This is a genomic window from Rugosibacter aromaticivorans (assembly GCF_000934545.1).
Classification (GTDB): Bacteria; Pseudomonadota; Gammaproteobacteria; order Burkholderiales; family Rhodocyclaceae; genus Rugosibacter; species Rugosibacter aromaticivorans.
Window position 1 is genome coordinate 1,178,554 of record NZ_CP010554.1, and the last position, 16,466, is coordinate 1,195,019.

15 protein-coding genes are annotated in these 16,466 nt (G+C 53.4%); 7 read left to right on the forward strand and 8 right to left on the reverse strand.

Features of this window, described 5'->3' with window-relative positions; genetic code table 11:
• The first annotated feature begins 9 nt into the window (after nucleotides 1-9).
• The 5 genes from argJ to PG1C_RS05945 are packed head-to-tail and all read left to right on the forward strand — an operon-like array spanning nucleotide 10 to nucleotide 5,454.
• The gene (gene argJ, locus PG1C_RS05925; RefSeq protein ID WP_202636467.1) at nucleotides 10-1,248 is read left to right on the forward strand and encodes a bifunctional glutamate N-acetyltransferase/amino-acid acetyltransferase ArgJ; all 1,239 of its coding nucleotides are present in this window, start codon (nucleotides 10-12) and stop codon (nucleotides 1,246-1,248) included.
• Entirely contained in the window at nucleotides 1,245-1,922 is a 678-nt protein-coding gene (locus tag PG1C_RS05930; RefSeq protein WP_202636468.1) for a DUF4202 domain-containing protein, read from the forward strand. The genes argJ and PG1C_RS05930 overlap by 4 nt, the downstream gene beginning before the upstream one ends.
• Nucleotides 1,923-1,935: 13 nt before the next feature.
• Nucleotides 1,936-2,844, forward strand: coding sequence for an NAD(P)-dependent oxidoreductase (locus PG1C_RS05935; protein WP_202636469.1), 909 nt, complete (start codon nucleotides 1,936-1,938; stop codon nucleotides 2,842-2,844).
• A 44-nt stretch (nucleotides 2,845-2,888) separates the two neighbouring features.
• On the forward strand, nucleotides 2,889-5,081 hold the full coding sequence (locus tag PG1C_RS05940; RefSeq protein ID WP_202636470.1) for a bifunctional diguanylate cyclase/phosphodiesterase: 2,193 nt from the start codon (nucleotides 2,889-2,891) through the stop codon (nucleotides 5,079-5,081).
• 28 nt (nucleotides 5,082-5,109) lie between these two features.
• Entirely contained in the window at nucleotides 5,110-5,454 is a 345-nt protein-coding gene (locus tag PG1C_RS05945) for an FKBP-type peptidyl-prolyl cis-trans isomerase (protein WP_202636471.1), read from the forward strand.
• A gap of 203 nt (nucleotides 5,455-5,657) precedes the next feature.
• On the opposite strand, the gene PG1C_RS05950 is transcribed toward PG1C_RS05945, so the two are convergent.
• The 6 genes from PG1C_RS05950 to PG1C_RS05975 all read right to left on the reverse strand — a co-directional run bounded on the left by PG1C_RS05950 (nucleotide 5,658) and on the right by PG1C_RS05975 (nucleotide 10,138).
• Nucleotides 5,658-6,221, reverse strand: coding sequence for a phasin family protein (locus PG1C_RS05950; RefSeq protein WP_202636472.1), 564 nt, complete (start codon nucleotides 6,219-6,221; stop codon nucleotides 5,658-5,660).
• A gap of 384 nt (nucleotides 6,222-6,605) precedes the next feature.
• The gene (locus PG1C_RS05955) at nucleotides 6,606-7,382 is read right to left on the reverse strand and encodes an enoyl-CoA hydratase (protein ID WP_202636473.1); all 777 of its coding nucleotides are present in this window, start codon (nucleotides 7,380-7,382) and stop codon (nucleotides 6,606-6,608) included.
• Entirely contained in the window at nucleotides 7,379-7,972 is a 594-nt protein-coding gene (lptA, locus tag PG1C_RS05960; protein ID WP_284431799.1) for a lipopolysaccharide transport periplasmic protein LptA, read from the reverse strand. Before lptA ends, PG1C_RS05955 begins: the two co-directional genes overlap by 4 nt.
• Before the next feature lie 56 nt (nucleotides 7,973-8,028).
• A complete protein-coding gene (lptC, locus tag PG1C_RS05965) occupies nucleotides 8,029-8,604 on the reverse strand; it encodes an LPS export ABC transporter periplasmic protein LptC (protein WP_202636475.1) in 576 nt (191 codons plus the stop codon).
• The gene (locus tag PG1C_RS05970; RefSeq protein ID WP_202636476.1) at nucleotides 8,601-9,125 is read right to left on the reverse strand and encodes a KdsC family phosphatase; all 525 of its coding nucleotides are present in this window, start codon (nucleotides 9,123-9,125) and stop codon (nucleotides 8,601-8,603) included. Before PG1C_RS05970 ends, lptC begins: the two co-directional genes overlap by 4 nt.
• The gene (locus tag PG1C_RS05975; RefSeq protein ID WP_202636477.1) at nucleotides 9,125-10,138 is read right to left on the reverse strand and encodes a KpsF/GutQ family sugar-phosphate isomerase; all 1,014 of its coding nucleotides are present in this window, start codon (nucleotides 10,136-10,138) and stop codon (nucleotides 9,125-9,127) included. The genes PG1C_RS05970 and PG1C_RS05975 overlap by 1 nt, the downstream gene beginning before the upstream one ends.
• A gap of 15 nt (nucleotides 10,139-10,153) precedes the next feature.
• On the opposite strand from PG1C_RS05975, the gene PG1C_RS05980 reads away from it, so the two are divergent.
• Nucleotides 10,154-12,181 (forward strand): monovalent cation:proton antiporter family protein, encoded by a 2,028-nt coding sequence (locus tag PG1C_RS05980; protein ID WP_284431800.1) that lies wholly within the window; start codon nucleotides 10,154-10,156, stop codon nucleotides 12,179-12,181.
• Between the two features lie 45 nt (nucleotides 12,182-12,226).
• Here the strand turns inward: PG1C_RS05980 and PG1C_RS05985 are convergent, their stop codons facing one another.
• Together PG1C_RS05985 and metG are read right to left on the reverse strand one after the other, a co-directional pair.
• Nucleotides 12,227-12,946, reverse strand: a complete 720-nt coding sequence (locus PG1C_RS05985; protein WP_202636478.1) for a prepilin-type N-terminal cleavage/methylation domain-containing protein — start codon at nucleotides 12,944-12,946, stop codon at nucleotides 12,227-12,229.
• 147 nt (nucleotides 12,947-13,093) lie between these two features.
• On the reverse strand, nucleotides 13,094-15,181 hold the full coding sequence (gene metG / locus PG1C_RS05990; RefSeq protein WP_202636479.1) for a methionine--tRNA ligase: 2,088 nt from the start codon (nucleotides 15,179-15,181) through the stop codon (nucleotides 13,094-13,096).
• A gap of 181 nt (nucleotides 15,182-15,362) precedes the next feature.
• Here metG and apbC point away from each other — a divergent pair, with 181 nt between their 5' ends.
• Nucleotides 15,363-16,463, forward strand: a complete 1,101-nt coding sequence (gene apbC / locus PG1C_RS05995; RefSeq protein ID WP_202636480.1) for an iron-sulfur cluster carrier protein ApbC — start codon at nucleotides 15,363-15,365, stop codon at nucleotides 16,461-16,463.
• Nucleotides 16,464-16,466 lie beyond the last annotated feature (3 nt).

The following is a 16,466-nucleotide window of genomic DNA, read 5'->3' on the forward strand; positions in this document are numbered from 1 at the left end:
AGGAGCAGTATGCCTGTTAATTACACAACCCCTGATGCCTCTGCCTTATTGCCTGTGGCAGGTGTTCGGCTGGGCACGGCGCAAGCTGGAATTCGCAAGAAAAATCGGCCTGATCTGACGTTGATTGCTTTAACGCCGGGCAGTCATGTGGCAGGGGTTTTTACGCAAAATCGTTTTTGTGCCGCGCCAGTCATCGTGTGTCGCGAGCACCTGGCAGAAACAGCGGGCATGCGTGGGTTGGTGATCAATACGGGCATCGCCAATGCGGGCACGGGCGAGCAGGGCCTGGCTGCGGCACATGCTACCTGTGCTGCGGTGGCGCAACTACTGGGGTGTGCTCACGGTGATATTTTACCGTTCTCTACGGGCGTGATTCTGGAACATTTGCCGACAGAGCGTCTAGTGGCCGCACTACCGGCGGCGCATGCTGATTTATCCGAAAACAATTGGCATGCTGCTGCGCATGCCATCATGACGACTGACACGGTGGCCAAGGCGGCTTCGCGCCGTATCGCCAGCGCCGACTTTTCGCTGACGGTGACGGGCATGTCCAAAGGCGCCGGCATGATACGGCCGAATATGGCGACCATGTTCGGATTTGTGGCGACAGATGCGGGCGTGGCACCAGGCTTGTTGCAGCAGCTCGCAAAAGAAGCCGCGGATGTGTCATTCAATTGCATTACCGTGGATGGCGATACATCAACCAACGATTCCTTCATTCTCATGGCCACAGGTGCCAGTGGTTTGCTGATCGAAAACGAATACTCACCCCATTGGCCTGCGGTACGTGAGGCGGTGATTGGCGTAGCACAAGAGTTGGCGCAAGCCATTGTGCGCGATGGCGAAGGGGCGACAAAATTCATTACGGTAGCGGTCAGCGGGGGTAAAACGCCTGCGGAATGTCGTCAGGTGGGTTATGCCATTGCGCATTCACCGCTCATCAAAACGGCATTTTTTGCTTCAGACCCGAATCTCGGCCGTATTCTTGCTGCAATTGGTTATGCGGGCGTTGATGATCTGGCGGTATCAGGTGTGCGTGTTTGGCTGGGCAGCGGCGGAGAGCTGATACTGGTTTCTGCCCAAGGCGGACGCGCTGAGAGTTATCGCGAAGAAGATGGCGCGCGCATTATGCAGGCCGCTGAAATTAAGGTGCAGGTCGATTTGGGACGCGGCGCAGCTAATGCGCAGGTATGGACCTGCGATCTTTCGTATGACTATGTCAAAATTAACGCGGATTATCGCTCATGACTAGAGAACTAAAAATGCCCATGAATGCGCATCATGATGATATGACTTCGTCGCTGAAAGCTAATGTGACCAATGGCAATGGTATTGAAGATGTGGCGTGTTTTACGCGAGCGATGGCGCTGTTTGATGCAGCGAATCGTGAAGACCCGAACCAGGAGGCGGGCCAGCCTAAGGAGTTGCTGTATAGCCAGCGTATGAGCGACATGCTCCACCGCTATGCGCCCGAGGCGGACGAGGCGGTGCAGCTCGCGGTGCGTGCGCAACATATTCGCCGCTGGAGCGTGCCACGCGGTGACTATCCGATGACTAAAGAAGGCTATTTTCAGTGGCGCACGGGCTTGTATCGCATGCATGCCGAGATCGCCGGGGCTTTGATGAGGCAGGCAGGATATGGCGAGGCCACAATAGGTCGCGCGCAAGCGGCCATTGCAAAACGGCGCCTGAAAAGCAATCCGGATAGCCAATTACTGGAAGATGTTGCTGGTCTGGTTTTTATCGAGCATTATTTGTGCAGTTTTGTGGTCAGCAAACCGGATTACGATGAAGAAAAATGGATCGACATTATTCGTAAAACATGGCAAAAAATGTCTGATAAGGCGCATCAATTCGCGCTATCGGGCGCGCTTCGTTTGCCTGAGCAATACATACCGCTGATTACTCGGGCCATTGGTTGATGGAGGTTGCACAATGAACATTGGTTTTATTGGTCTGGGTTTGATGGGGCGGCCGATGGCGCACCATCTGGCACAGGCGGGCCATATACTGCATTTGTGGGCACGGCGCGAAGCTTCTTTGCAGCCGTTTGCTACGACGTCGGCCGTAATCCATGACTGTCCTGCGGGCGTTGCACAGCATGCCGATGTGGTCATTACCATGGTGTCTGATAGCCCGGATGTCGAGGCTGTCTGCTTGGGTGAGCATGGTGTCATTGCGGGCGCAAAGGCGGGTTCGTGCGTGATTGACATGAGTACGATTGCCCCCGATGCCGCACGCCAGATTGGTATTCGTTTGGCCGAGCAAGGTATCCGCTTCCTTGATGCACCCGTTTCAGGGGGAGAAATCGGCGCGATCAATGCAACGTTAACGATCATGGTGGGCGGCGCTTATGAGGTGTTCGAGCAAGTTAAACCCGTTCTTTCATGTATGGGGAAAACGATTACCTGGATTGGCGAGTGCGGTGCTGGCCAGGTGGCGAAAGCATGTAATCAGATTTTGGGCGGTGTGACAGTCGTCGCAGTGGCTGAGGCGCTAAATTTTGCGCGGCAAAGCGGTGTCGATCCCGCGCGCGTGCGGGAGGCTTTATTAGGAGGGGCCGCTTACTCAAGGATTCTGGAAAATCATGGCCAGCGCATGCTGGAGCGAAATTTTTCTCCGGGGTTTAAGGCCTGGATGCAACAGAAGGATTTGCGCATCGTGATGAATGAAGCGCATCGCCTGGGTCTGATGCTCCCCGCTACTGCGGCAGCAGCGCAGGTATTTAATGCTCTGGTGGGTGTTGGGTTGGGCGAGGCTGATACGGTTGCTATATTGCAGCTCCTCGAACAAATCGGCTCAGGAGACCCCAGAAAAAACAACCGGGCTGCGAAAGAAATCTAATGGCTGTCATAAAAACCTCCATGCCGCCGCTAGCATACCGCGCCATGACTGCGCAGCTGGGGCTGGATGCAATCATGAAAAATGCGCCCATAGGCATCTTGTTTACCCGGCAGAGTCTACTGGTGCAAGCCAACGAGCAATGTGCGGCGATTTTTGGTTACACGGTTGAAGAGCTCGTCGGGCGGAAGGCTGTGATGTTATACCCAAGTGAAGTTGATTATGAGTTGTTGGGCAAGCAGGCCGGCAGGCTGCTTGCGGCGGGTGAATTATTTCAGACAGACTATGAAATGCAGCGCAAAGATGGTCGCCGTGTGTGGTGTCGTTTACGCGGGCGGGCGCTTAATCCGCAACGCGTGGTCGATGGCACACTGTGGACCATCGAAGATATTAGTGAAGAACGTCTGATTAATCAGTCTCTGGAGAATCGAACACATGAGCTGACGGCGATTTTTGAATCGCAAGCCATGGGTGTCGCCATTATTCGGGAAAGCCGGATTGTCCGAAGTAATCAGCGCTGGGAAGATATTCGGAGCATGGTTGCTGCGTTCTCTATTGATCAGTCGAAGGAACTATTTTTTCCTGACGATGAGACGTATGAACGTCTCCAGCAATTCGCATGGACGAAGTTCCAACTAGGGCAAATTTTTAGTACGGAGCAAAAGTACCTGCATGACGACGGGCGCCCACCATTATGGTTGCGTATGGTGGGAACAGCTTTTGATGCCACTCATCCTGAGGCTGGGGCAGTATGGATGCTCGAAGACATTACTGATCGTCGATTGGCAGAAGAAACCCTGCGAGATGCCCATGACGTGCTTGAAAGTCGCGTTCTGGAGCGCACTAGAGAACTTGAATCCGTTGTGATTCAGCTGCAACAGGAAATATCAGAGCGCATACGCGCTGAACGGAATGTGTGGGAAATTGCGCATCATGATAGCTTGACCGGATTGCCCAATCGGGTGCTGCTCCATGATCGTCTGGAACAAGTACTTGCCAGTGGGCAGCGCAATCGTCATCAAGCGGCTGTGATGTTTCTTGATCTGGATCGCTTCAAGAAAATCAACGATACTTTAGGACACGCGATTGGTGACGAGTTGCTTAAACATGTGGCTCAACGGTTGACCGGTATAGTGCGTGCTGTCGATACCGTGTCGCGTATTGGCGGCGATGAATTTGTCATTCTCTTGCATGAAATTTCTTCTGTTGGCGATGCGTTGCTGGTGGCTGAAAAGATTTTGGCGGTTCTGGAGCCCGTGATCATGATCGAGGGACATGCGTTGCAGGCTACGCCGTCGATAGGCATCAGTATTTATCCGGATGATGCAAGCGACGCTGTATTGTTAATGAAAAATGCCGATGCGGCGATGTATCACGCCAAAGATGCGGGGCGTAATACCTTTCGTCTGTATTCATCCAAAATGGACGAACAGGCTTCACGGTTTTTCGCGATCGAACAGCGTTTGCAACAAGCGATTAAAGTGGGGCAAATGGTGTTGCATTATCAACCGCTAATAGACTGGAGCAGCCATACTGTTTGTGGCATGGAGGCATTAGTTCGATGGAACGATCCTGTTCATGGGGTCATCATGCCCAGCGACTTTATCCCGATAGCCGAGGAGACGGGGTTGATCGTGCCTTTGGGTGAATGGGTTCTGGTAGAAGCATTGCGTCAAAATTGCCTGTGGCAAGAGGCCGGCAGACCTGCGATGCCGATCTCTATAAACTTGTCGCCGCGACAGTTCCGCCAGCCGAGGCTGGCTGATACCGTACGCCGAATCCTTTTGGAAACCGGCCAGCCAGCAAGCTTTCTTGAATTGGAAATTACAGAATCCAGCTTGATGCATGATGCCGTCGAAACGATCGCGATACTTGATGAACTGGCGGCGCTCGGGGTGAGAATCACCGTTGATGATTTTGGTACGGGCTATTCAAGTTTGAGCTATCTCAAACGTTTTCAGGTGCACAAGCTCAAAATCGATCAGAGTTTTGTACGCGACGTGACAGCTGATAGGGATGATGTGGCCATCGTCACGGCAGTTGTCGGCTTGGCGAAAAGTATGGGGCTGGACACTATTGCCGAAGGCGTTGAACGGCTGGATCAGCTCAATGTACTTATCGGTCTGGGTTGTCACAAATTTCAGGGATATTTCTTTTCGTGTCCCTTGCCAGCGCAAGCAGCGGATAGTATCTTCGGCCCGGCTATGCCGAAGGGTATGCAGCAGCAAATTTTCTTTTAATTAAATTAACTTACCGGAGCCAAGAAAAATGAATCAAACAACGACTGCCAGTGGCTTGAAGATTGAAGACGTCATTGAAGGCAGTGGCGAACAAGCGTGTGCCGGGCAAACCGTCACGGTGCATTACACGGGCTGGCTCACGGATGGGCGCAAGTTTGATTCAAGTAAAGACCGCAATGAGCCTTTCGAGTTTTTACTGGGCGGGCGTCGAGTCATTGCAGGTTGGGATGAAGGTGTAGTCGGCATGAAAATTGGGGGCACACGTACGTTGACTATTCCTGCTGATCTCGGCTACGGCGCACGGGGTGCCGGCGGGGTTATTCCACCGAATGCAACCTTGGTGTTCGAGGTGGAACTGCTCGGGTTATCCTGATTCTCACGAAGGTATCCCTTGGCACCCCGTCAAGCGGCGGGGATTACATCGCGCCGTATCGCCAGCGCCGACTTTCTAAAAAAGAATAAAAAAAACCCGATACCGAGGTATCGGGTTTAAACCAGTCCTTTGCGGACTGGAGGAGGAGACGAGACGGTAAAACTAAATGAACAAGAAAAAACTATTTCGTAGCTAAAAAGTAATTAAGCCGATCTTTTGCTTTTTGCAGCTGAGCTGCCGGAACCTACTGCATGGATGGTTGCCGTTGTCGCAGCAGCGACGTTGGCTTCAGCCATTTCGGTTACTTGTTTGGCAGCCTTGGTCATATTGTCATACGCCGAATTAGCCGCAGCGATGGCCGATTTCACAGCAGCCACAGCAACCTCAGAACCTGCTGGCGCATTCTTGAGCGATTGATCCAGGGCGTTGGCCATAGCAGATTTCATTTCAGCCATTTGTGCCTCAGAAACCTTGGCCAATTCGCCTTGGGTTTGCGTAGCGATTTCATAAATGCTGCGTGAGTATGCAACGGCTTTTTCGAGTGAAGGCTGGGCCAATGTTGCCTGCATGCTGGCCAGCTCTTGAACATCTTTTGCAGAAAGCAACGCCTTGGTGTTAGCAACGCTGTCTTCAAGCATTGCACGGGCGGTGTTCAGGTTAAGTGCAGCCAAGCGCTCAGCGCTGGCAAAAACGGTATTGGCAATGGTCAGCAGTGCTTCGACGCCGGCTTTGTTGGCTTCGGCAAATTGAGCAGGTAATTTGTTCATGATCAGTTCCCTAAAAGGTAATTAAAAAAGTTGAGTAGCGGTAGCTGCAGGTCAGTTCTAAATAAAACCAGTTTGAAACTTCAGTTAAGAGACAAAAAACCTAAACTTTAGTTACAACCTTTAACTCTGAGCACCGATGTCTTCACTCCAGATACTTTTTAGAGAGATGGTGCGTTGCAACATGATTCGAATTATAGGGAGATAAATTCGAATGTCAAGCTATTTTTGTTGCAAAGCACAAATATTTATTTAATTTAATTTTAAATTAAAACAGTTACTTGAGTATTTATGAAAAAAAATAATTGAAAATTTAATGCGGAACAGCAAAAAATATCAGAGTGATTTTGCGTCACTCTTTCTATACCGAGGCTTATCCCGGAAATTTTACCGGTTTTTAAAAACTGGCTTTCGTTTTTGCAGAAAGGCAGCCATCCCTTCTTTGCGGTCATCCATGGCAAAGGCGGCATGAATAGTGCGGCGTTCGAACAGCAAACCCTCATGCAGGCTGGATTCCCAGGCACGGTTGACGCTCTCTTTGATCATCATCAGCATGGGCAATGAAAAATTAGCGATGGTCGCGGCGGCGGCTAGCGTTTCTTCCAGCAGTTTGGCAGCGGGAATAATGCGCGCAACGAGGCCGCAGCGTTCCGCTTCTTCAGCGTCCATGAGGCGCGCACTAAGGCAGAGATCCATGGCTTTGGCTTTACCTACGGCGCGTGGCAGGCGTTGTGTACCCCCCGCACCAGGGAGAATGCCGAGTTTTACTTCAGGTTGGCCAAATTTAGCGGTGTCGGCCGCATAAATCATATCGCAGGTCATGGCGAGCTCGCACCCGCCGCCCAACGCGAAGCCAGCGACTGCAGCAATGACGGGTTTCCGGCATTGGGCAATGCAGTCCCAATTGCGGGTGATGAAATTGGTTTTATAGACCTCCATGTAGTCCCAATTCACCATCGCGGCAATATCAGCACCGGCGGCAAAGGCTTTTTCTGAGCCGGTGACCACAATGCAGCCGATGTTTTCATCGGCTTCAAAGAGACGCAAAGCAGCACCCAGGTCATCAATCAGTCCATCATTCAGGGCATTGAGCACTTCGGGACGGTGCAGGGTAATAAGCCCGACTTTGCCATGAGTTGCGACGATAATGTTTTCGTAGTTCATTCTGAAGTCTCCTTACGCGGGGGGCTAAGTGTTGTGGCCTCTTTTAAAGAAAGGCCGCCTGATCGTGCTGGTTGAGGTGGTGCCGGAGTCGTAGATGGCGAGGGTGTGGTGTTGCGCGGCTGGATGACTGCGCGAACACGCTCGCTGCTGCCAGGCTTGGCGCGGGTGCCGTTTGGTCCACTGGTAACAACGTAGTTTTCTGTTTTCCCGTCGTAGGAGATGAACTGACCGCGCACTTCATCCATCCCGCTTTTGACCCAGGCACGGTTGTAAAAATCCGTTTTTTCGGTTTTCGCATCGTACTCAATTCGCTCGGCCTCACCCTCAATGTACTCATCGCGTCCTTCGCGTTTTTGACGAAAGCGGGGTAGCGCGTTTGTACCGGTAGAGACGCTACGCTGAAAGCCGTTTTCGTCTTGCGTTACTACAATGCGATCGGCACGAAAAATTAAGGTGCCTTTGGTCAATTGCACATTGCCTTCAAAAATCTGTATTTTTTTCTTGTCATCGACGGTGACAGTATCCGCCTCGATATTGGTGGGTTTGTCGCGATCTGCTTTTTCAGCCTGGGCGGCAGGAGACCCGCTCATCAGCACTGCAAGGGCGATACAGGTCAATAAGTTGTGAGAAGCGTAGCGGAAAGATTTCATGGCGAGGTGGCCTGGTTGCGGTAAAGGGTGCCGGTCACACGGCCATGTAGCACCGAAATACCGGATTTGTTGTCGAGCTCGAGACGGCTGCCGTTGATGATGCTCTTGCCCTGGGTAATAATGACTGGCGTTAAGGTGTAGCCAGCTTCATCATCGGGAAAAATCTTGAGCAGGCGGGTTTCCATTATGGTGGGAAGTGCCTGTGTATCTATTCCCTGACGCACCACGCGAACGTCATTGATAAAGTCGACTTCTTTCGAGTCTTTGCTGACAAGCGCTTGCTGCGCAAAAATCTCGGTTTGCGGATGTCGATGGTTGATGAGATGAGGGCTGATCACAAGTGTCGTGTCGTCATCAGGATAATGCGTCATTTTTTCGGCAATTAGCGTGTGCTGTAGCATGCCATTGACATCAAATCGCCGCACCTTGAAGTGCGAGATGATGTAATCCGGATCATGTCGCAGCGGCCGGGATGTGGCCTCTCCTTCCATGATATGACTGATCCAGTAGGTAATGCCAACCAAGAGCATCATTAGCACAAGCGGTACGATCATCGAAGAGCGATCTTTCATGCCAGATAGTCAGCCATGAGCGAATCCCAATGGCCTTGCGCACGGAGAATCAAATCACAGACCTCACGAACCGCGCCTTTGCCCCCACCTTTACTGGCAACGTAGTCAACGCGACTAATGACTTCAGCATGAGCATCCGCCACGGTGGCTGAAAAGCCGCAAGCACGAAGGACAGGCAGATCAACCACATCGTCGCCCATGTACCCCGCGCGCGTAAAGTCGAGCCCACGTTGCTCGATGAGTTTTTTCATCACGCCGCGTTTATCATCAATGTCCATATGCAGCGATTCGATGCCAAGGTTTTGGGCTCGAAGTTCGAGTGCGCGAGAGCGGCGGCCACTAATAATGACCACCTCGATACCGACGCGCTGGAGCAGTCGAAGGCCGTGGCCATCAAGGCTGGAGAAGGCTTTCATTTCATCGCCTGCCGAGGTGAAATATAGCGTGCCATTAGTGAGCACGCCGTCGACATCGAACCCCATGAGGGCAATGTTGGCGGCTTTGTCTTGGGGAGTATTCATCAGACCACTTTGGCGCGAAACAAATCGTGCATATTCAGTGCGCCGCAAAGTCTGCCTTGGTCATCGACAACAAGTAGCTGGTTTACCTTGTGCATTTCCATCATCTCCACCGCTTCTACCGCTAACCGGCGAGCCTCGATGCTGCGGGGGTTGGGCGTCATGACGTCGCTTACTGCAATAGTGCGTAAATCGCCCAGGCGCGCCATCGCGCGGCGTAAGTCGCCGTCGGTAAAAATACCCACGGGCGCGGCGTTGGCGTTAGTGCCAGTGCTGGCAGCATCCGCATACACCACGACCATGCCCATTCCCCCCTGAGTCATGGCGGAAAGTGCGATGGGTACAGGTTGCGCCATGATCACGCTGGGGACATTGGTTTGCATGACATCGCTCACATGGGTGAGCAGCTTGCGTCCCAGGGCACCGCCAGGGTGCGAGCGGGCAAAGTCTTCTTCGCCAAAACCGCGTGCATCTAACAGCGCGACCGCCAGCGCATCCCCCAGCGCCAGCGCAGCGGTTGTGCTGGCTGTGGGGGCTAGATTCAACGGGCAGGCTTCTTGGTCGACGCGGGCATCGAGGTGCACATCCGCCGCTTGGGCGAGTGAGGAGGCTGCATTGCCTGTGATGGCGATAAGCCGCCCGCCAAGCCGCTTAACCAGTGGCACGATGGTGAGTAGTTCGTCATTCTCACCTGAGTTGGATAAAGCAACGAGCACATCACCATGGGTGATCATGCCCAGATCACCATGCACGGCTTCAGCGGCGTGCACAAAATAAGCTGGTGTGCCGGTACTGGCAAGCGTGGCGGCAATTTTGCGCGCCACGTGACCCGATTTACCTAGCCCACTGACAATCACTCGGCCATGGGTTTCGAGTATCAACGCAACTGCCGCCTTGAATTCATCACCCAAGCGAAGCGCCAGCGCCGCTACGGCGGCGGCTTCGATTTCCAGAACGCGGCGGCCCATGGCAAGGGCATGATTATTCCGGTCAGTGGCTGAGAGAGTTTGGTTCATGGGCGGGTGGCGTTTATGATAGTGGCAAATTATAACCACCACCCACCGACATTTTTCCCAGTGATGACCGATACCTTGCCCCTTGTTTTATTGTTACTGGCTGCGGCGGTTGCGGTCGTTGCGCTCTTTCGTACGCTGGGCTTGCCGCCCATCATGGGTTATCTGCTCGTGGGCACAGTCATGGGGCCGCATGCGTTGGGGTGGGTGCCTGACACCTCGCAAACACGCCATCTGGCCGAGTTTGGCGTGGTGTTTCTGATGTTTTCCATTGGCTTGGAATTTTCGCTAGCGCGTTTGTATCGCATGAAGCGCATCGTTTTTGGCTTGGGTGCTGCCCAGGTTGTGGTGTCCACGCTAGTGGCCATGTTGCTGGCTCGGCTGCTGGGTGTACCGTGGCTCGCAGGGATTGCCTTGGGTGGCGCTTTGGCGATGTCATCCACGGCGATTTTGTCCAAACTGCTGGCAGATCGTGGTGAGCTGGATGCACCGCATGGTCGCGAAGTGATCGGCGTTTTACTGTTTCAGGATATCGCCGTGGTGCCTTTACTGGTGTTGATTCCCGCGTTGATGCAACCGGTGGAGGCCATGGCCCAAGCCCTGTTGCTGGCTGGCTTAAAAGCCGCCTTGCTGCTTGGCTTGGTGTTGTTTGTCGGGCAACGTGTGCTCTCCGCCTGGTTTTATCGCGTTGCACGCACCAAATCCAGCGAGTTATTCATGCTGAATGTGTTGCTGATTACCTTGGGCATGGCCTGGTTGACAGAGCAGGCAGGTTTATCCTTGGCCCTAGGGGCGTTTACCGCCGGTATGCTCATTGGCGAGACTGATTATCGCATTCAGGTCGCCGAAGACATCAAGCCATTTCGCGACGTGTTGTTAGGTTTGTTTTTTGTTTCTATCGGCATGCGCCTCGACTTGACGCAGCTCGCCAGTGAATGGCCCAAGGTGATCGGCCTTTTGGTCGCTTTGCTCGGTTTGAAGCTGGCGATTGTCGGCGGATTTTCGCGCTGGCTGGGTAGCTTGCCGGGCACGGCATTGCGTAGTGGATTGTGGTTATGTGCCGGTGGCGAGTTTGGTTTTGTCGTGCTCGCACGCAGTGGCGAAGTGGGTTTGCTCACGCCACTGCAATGGCAGCCTGTGCTGGCGGCGCTGGTGCTCTCCTTGTTGCTGGGGCCGTTGGTGGTGCAGTTTTCTGACCGTTTGGTGTTTCGTTTTGTGGCCTCTGAATGGCTGATGCGCTCGATGCAGCTCACCCAGATTGCCGCGCAATCGCTGACCACGGATAAGCATGCAATTCTTTGTGGGTTTGGACGCACTGGCCAGCATCTGGCACGCTTTCTTGAAGTGGAAGGCATTTCGTTCATGGCGCTGGACCCCGACCCTGAACGAGTCCGTGCGGCAACCGCAGCAGGTGAAGCGGTGTCATGGGGCGATGGAACGCGCAAAGAGATGTTGCTCGCAGCAGGGTTGGCGCGGGCCAGTGTGGTCATCATCACCTTTGCCGATGTTGCCGCCGCGTTGCGTGTGATACATCGGGTGCGTGAATTGCGGCCAGAGGTGCCCATTGTCTCGCGTGCCCGCAACGAAGAGGACATGGAAAAACTCTACGCGGCAGGCGCGGCAGAAGTGGTGCCTGAGGCGTTAGAGTCCAGCGTCATGTTGGCCACCCATGCGCTGGCGCTTTCGGGCATTCCGATGCACAAAGTGATCAAGCGTCTGCGTGAAATGCGCGAACAGCACTATGCGCTGTTACGCGGTTTTTTTCATGGCGCGACGGATGTCAGTGATCAACTGACGGATGCCGATCAGCCGCGTCTGCATGCCGTGACCTTGACGCCTGGCGCATGGATCATTGGTCATTGCGTGGCTGATCTTGATCTCGAAAAAGTCGGCGTTGGTATTACGGCGATTCGACGCCGCTCTCAGCGTGGTTTGAAACCACAACCGTCGCTAGAGTTGATCGAAGGCGATGTGGTGGTGCTGCTGGGAACGGCGGCAGCGGTTGTGGCGGGCGAGGATGCCCTGCTGCGTGGCAAGCTGAAATGAAAAGCCCGCCAAGGCGGGCTTTTTTAAAACCATGAGGCGTGCTTGTCAGAAGGCCTGGCAAACAGTGTACGAGTCGGCATCAGTGATTACATCCGAACATCCGGCAGGCGTTGTTCCATCGGCATTCTTGACGCAAGACGCTGTTTGTCCATTTGCCGTAGGCTTACCCTTGGCTACCCGAACCGATCCGGTAAATGGCTGTCCATCATCGAGATTAACGTCCAGTTGCTTGGCAAATTTTCCGAGGATTCCCGAAGAGCAAAAAACGTAACTGCCGGTCATCCCCGTGATGTAGGCCGGACTGGCGGACTGGATACCCATCAATCCGCCATCCGCGTTTCTAGGAATATAAAGGGGATCAGTTGTGTTGGCAGGTCCTGCTGCGAGATTGGCTATGCGAACCTGCCGCCAAAACATGAAAGTTTCCGATGTGGGGGCGGGAGTACCGTCGTGGCCATCCCACCAGTTGCCGGTGAGAGTCCCATTATTCAAACCGGAGGTACCAGCGGGCACCTGGCAGGTTGTTGTGGCGCAGTCTCCGCCAATGTGAGCATCGGCACCGCCATCATCTCCCGGCAACGCCTTGAATTTGTCCTGGTAGCCATAAATGTAAAGGGGCACATTTCTAAAATCTGTGGCGAAATTTTTCACTTTTGCGCTGTTGATCAGTTCCTGCCCCTTGAGCACGCCGCCGAGTAGCAGGCCGATGATGACCAGCACGATGGCGATTTCGACCAGGGTAAAGCCGGATTGTTTGCTACGCATAGATTTTCCTTTGAGGTTAAGAAAAGTGGCACAAAATATAAAGCACGTAGCATGCCAGAAATTAAATATTATTTATATCAAATAGTTGTAAAATACTTCTCAATAGAACAGTTACCATTATGTTGAGTAATGAACACATCTGTCAATTTATTTAACACGCATACCCGGTTGCGCGCCGCTGTCGGGAGAAAGCAGAAAGAGTCCGGGTGACTTTTCATCGGCGTCCGAGGCGGCCAGCACCATGCCTTCAGAGAGGCCGAATTTCATTTTGCGCGGTGCGAGGTTGGCCACCATGACGGTGAGCCGGCCTATAAGCTGTGTCGGGTCGTAAGCCGCCTTGATCCCGGCGAAGACGTTGCGCCTTTGTGCCGGGTTGCCGCCAAGATCCAGTGTCAGGCGAATGAGTTTGTCAGCACCTTCGACCGGCTGCGCATCAGTGATGCGGGCGATGCGCAGGTCAATCTTGCTGAAATCATCAATGGTTATGGTTGGGGCAAACTCAGGGGTGGAGAGCGCCGTGCCGATGGGCGGTGTCGCTGTCGGTAGTTCGGGCGTTGTCATGGTTTCACGATTAACGGCGAGGAGTGCTTCAATCTGTTTTGGTTCGATACGCTGCATGAGGTGTTCATACGGGTTGATGAGATGCGATGGCGGCAGCAGGTGGTCGGCGTCGCTCCAGTGAAGCGGTGCAATGTTGAGAAATTCTTCGGCACGTTGCGCGAGTTTGGGGAGTATGGGTTTGAGATACAGCGTGAGCAGGCGGAAGGCGTTGATCAGGGTTGTACACACCACGTGTAATTCGCGTTCTTTCCCCCCGTGTTTGGCTAATTTCCAGGGTTGATGATGATCAACATACTGGTTCACCTGATCGGCCAAGGCCATGATGCGGCGGGTGGCGCGGGCAAAATCGCGGGTTTCGTAATAGTGGGCAATGTCGTCGGCTGCAAGCGCGACATCAGGCAGGTAGGTGCGAAGACGTTCATGAAAATCTTCATCCAGCAATTTGCCGGCAAAATGTTTCTCGATAAAACCAGCCGCGCGACTGGCGATGTTGATGTATTTGCCGATGAGATCGGAATTCACGCGGCTGACAAAATCATCCAGGTTCAGGTCAATGTCTTCCATCGAGCCATTGAGTTTGGCGGCAAAGTAGTAGCGCAGCCATTCCGGGTTGAGGCCTTGCGTCAGATAGGATTCGGCGGTGATAAAGGTGCCGCGCGATTTGCTCATCTTGGCGCCATCAACGGTGAGAAAACCGTGGGCAAACACTTGCGTGGGCGTGCGATAACCCGCGAATTCAAGTTCGGCGGGCCAGAACAAGGCGTGAAAATAAAGAATGTCTTTGCCGATGAAATGGTAGAGCTCGGCGGTTGATTCCCTGCCCCAGAATTCGTCGAAATCGAGTCCTTTTTTAGCACACAGATTACGGAATGAACCCATGTAGCCGATGGGCGCGTCGAGCCAGACGTAAAAATATTTGCCGGGCGCATCGGGAATCTCGAAGCCGAAATACGGTGCGTCGCGCGAGATGTCCCAGTCGGTGAGTTTGTTTTCTCCCGGGTGGCCCAGCCATTCTTGGAGCTTGTTGGTGGCCTCGATTTGCAACCGGCCTGTTTCGCTTGTCCAGCGGCGCAAAAAATCTTGGCAGCGCGGGTCGGAAAGTTTGAAAAAATAATGTTCGGATGAGCGTAATTCCGGCTTGGCGCCCGATATGGCCGAATACGGGTCTTTCAGCTCAGTGGGTGCGTAGGCTGCGCCGCACACTTCGCAGGAATCGCCATATTGGTCTTTCGCGCCGCATTTTGGACACTCGCCCTTGATGAAGCGGTCGGGCAGAAACATCTGTTTGACCGGGTCGTAATGTTGCTCGATGGAGCGCACATCAATCAGGTCGGCGGTTTTGAGTTTCGCGTAGATTTCTTCCGCATAGAGGCGTGTCTCGTCCGAGTGCGTGCTGTAGTAATTATCAAACGCTACATGAAAGCCAGCAAAATCGCGGCTGTGTTCAGTATGCATACGGGCAATCAACTGTTCTGGCGTGATGCCCTCTTTTTCGGCGCGTAACATGATGGGCGTGCCGTGCGTGTCGTCAGCGCAGACATACCAGCATTCGCGGCCGCGCAGTTTTTGCAGACGTACCCAGATATCGGTTTGCATATAGCCAACCAGATGGCCAAGGTGAATTGCACCGTTGGCGTAAGGCAGGGCGCTGGTGACGAGAATTTTGCGAGCCATGGCGTTATGTGAGTAAGGTGAGTAAGGTTCAGTTAGCCGCCGAGTTTAGCAAAGGCTTGGCTGCTCTTGGAAACAGTGCAGGCTTCACTCGGTATAATGTGTCAGCATTAAATCAGTGAATAATTATCGAATCGCCAGAATCCATTGAACTTTACTTGGACTTACCCTCGCCTCTGCTGCTATGACAATTTCCGCACAAATAACAGAACAAACGATTCAGGATGCATTAAGGATTGTGATTGACCCCAACACCGGCCGGGATTTTGTATCGAGCCGGTGTGTTAAAAATATTCGCGTCTCAGGCCCCGATGTCGCGCTGGATGTGGCGCTGGGTTACCCGGCTAAACGTCAGCTGGAATCCTTGCGTGCGCTAGTGGTTGCTGGCTTGCAAGGTATTCCTGGTATTGGCGAGATCACAGCCAATGCTTATTCAACCGTCGTTGCGCATGCGGTGCAGCGTGGTGTGAAATTGATACCCGGTGTAAAAAATATCATCGCCGTGGCCAGCGGCAAAGGCGGGGTGGGTAAGTCGACCACGGCTGTGAACCTTGCGCTGGCACTGATGATGGAAGGCGCGACGGTAGGCATTCTGGATGCCGATATTTATGGGCCGTCGCTGCCGCAAATGCTCGGCATTCATGGCCAACCCGATGCCGTTGAAGGCCAGGGCATTTCGCCCATGATGGCGCATGGCATACAAGCCATGTCGATTGGTTTACTGATTGACCCCGAGCAGCCGATGGTATGGCGCGGCCCGATGGTGACTCAGGCACTCATGCAGCTACTCAATGAGACGCGCTGGCAGGAGGTGGATTATCTGATTATCGATATGCCCCCAGGCACTGGAGATATTCAACTGACACTGGCGCAACAGGTGCCGGTGACAGGGGCCGTTATTGTGACGACACCGCAGGATATTGCCCTGTTGGATGCCCGCAAAGGGCTTAAAATGTTTCAGAAGGTCGGCGTGCCGATCTTGGGCGTCGTCGAAAACATGAGCATCCATATTTGTTCGCAGTGCGGTCACGAAGAGCCTGTTTTTGGCATGGGTGGTGGCGACCGCATGGCAAAGGATTATGATATTGAACTGCTTGGCGCGTTACCACTGGATATCGCGATTCGCGAACAGACGGACTCTGGCAGGCCGACCGTTGTTGCTGAACCTGATGGTCGTATCGCGGCGATTTATGCCACCATTGCCCGCCGGCTTGCGATAAAAATGGCTGAGCAAGCGCAAGATCAGACGAGTAAGTTTCCGAAAATCGTCATTCAGAACACATAAAAA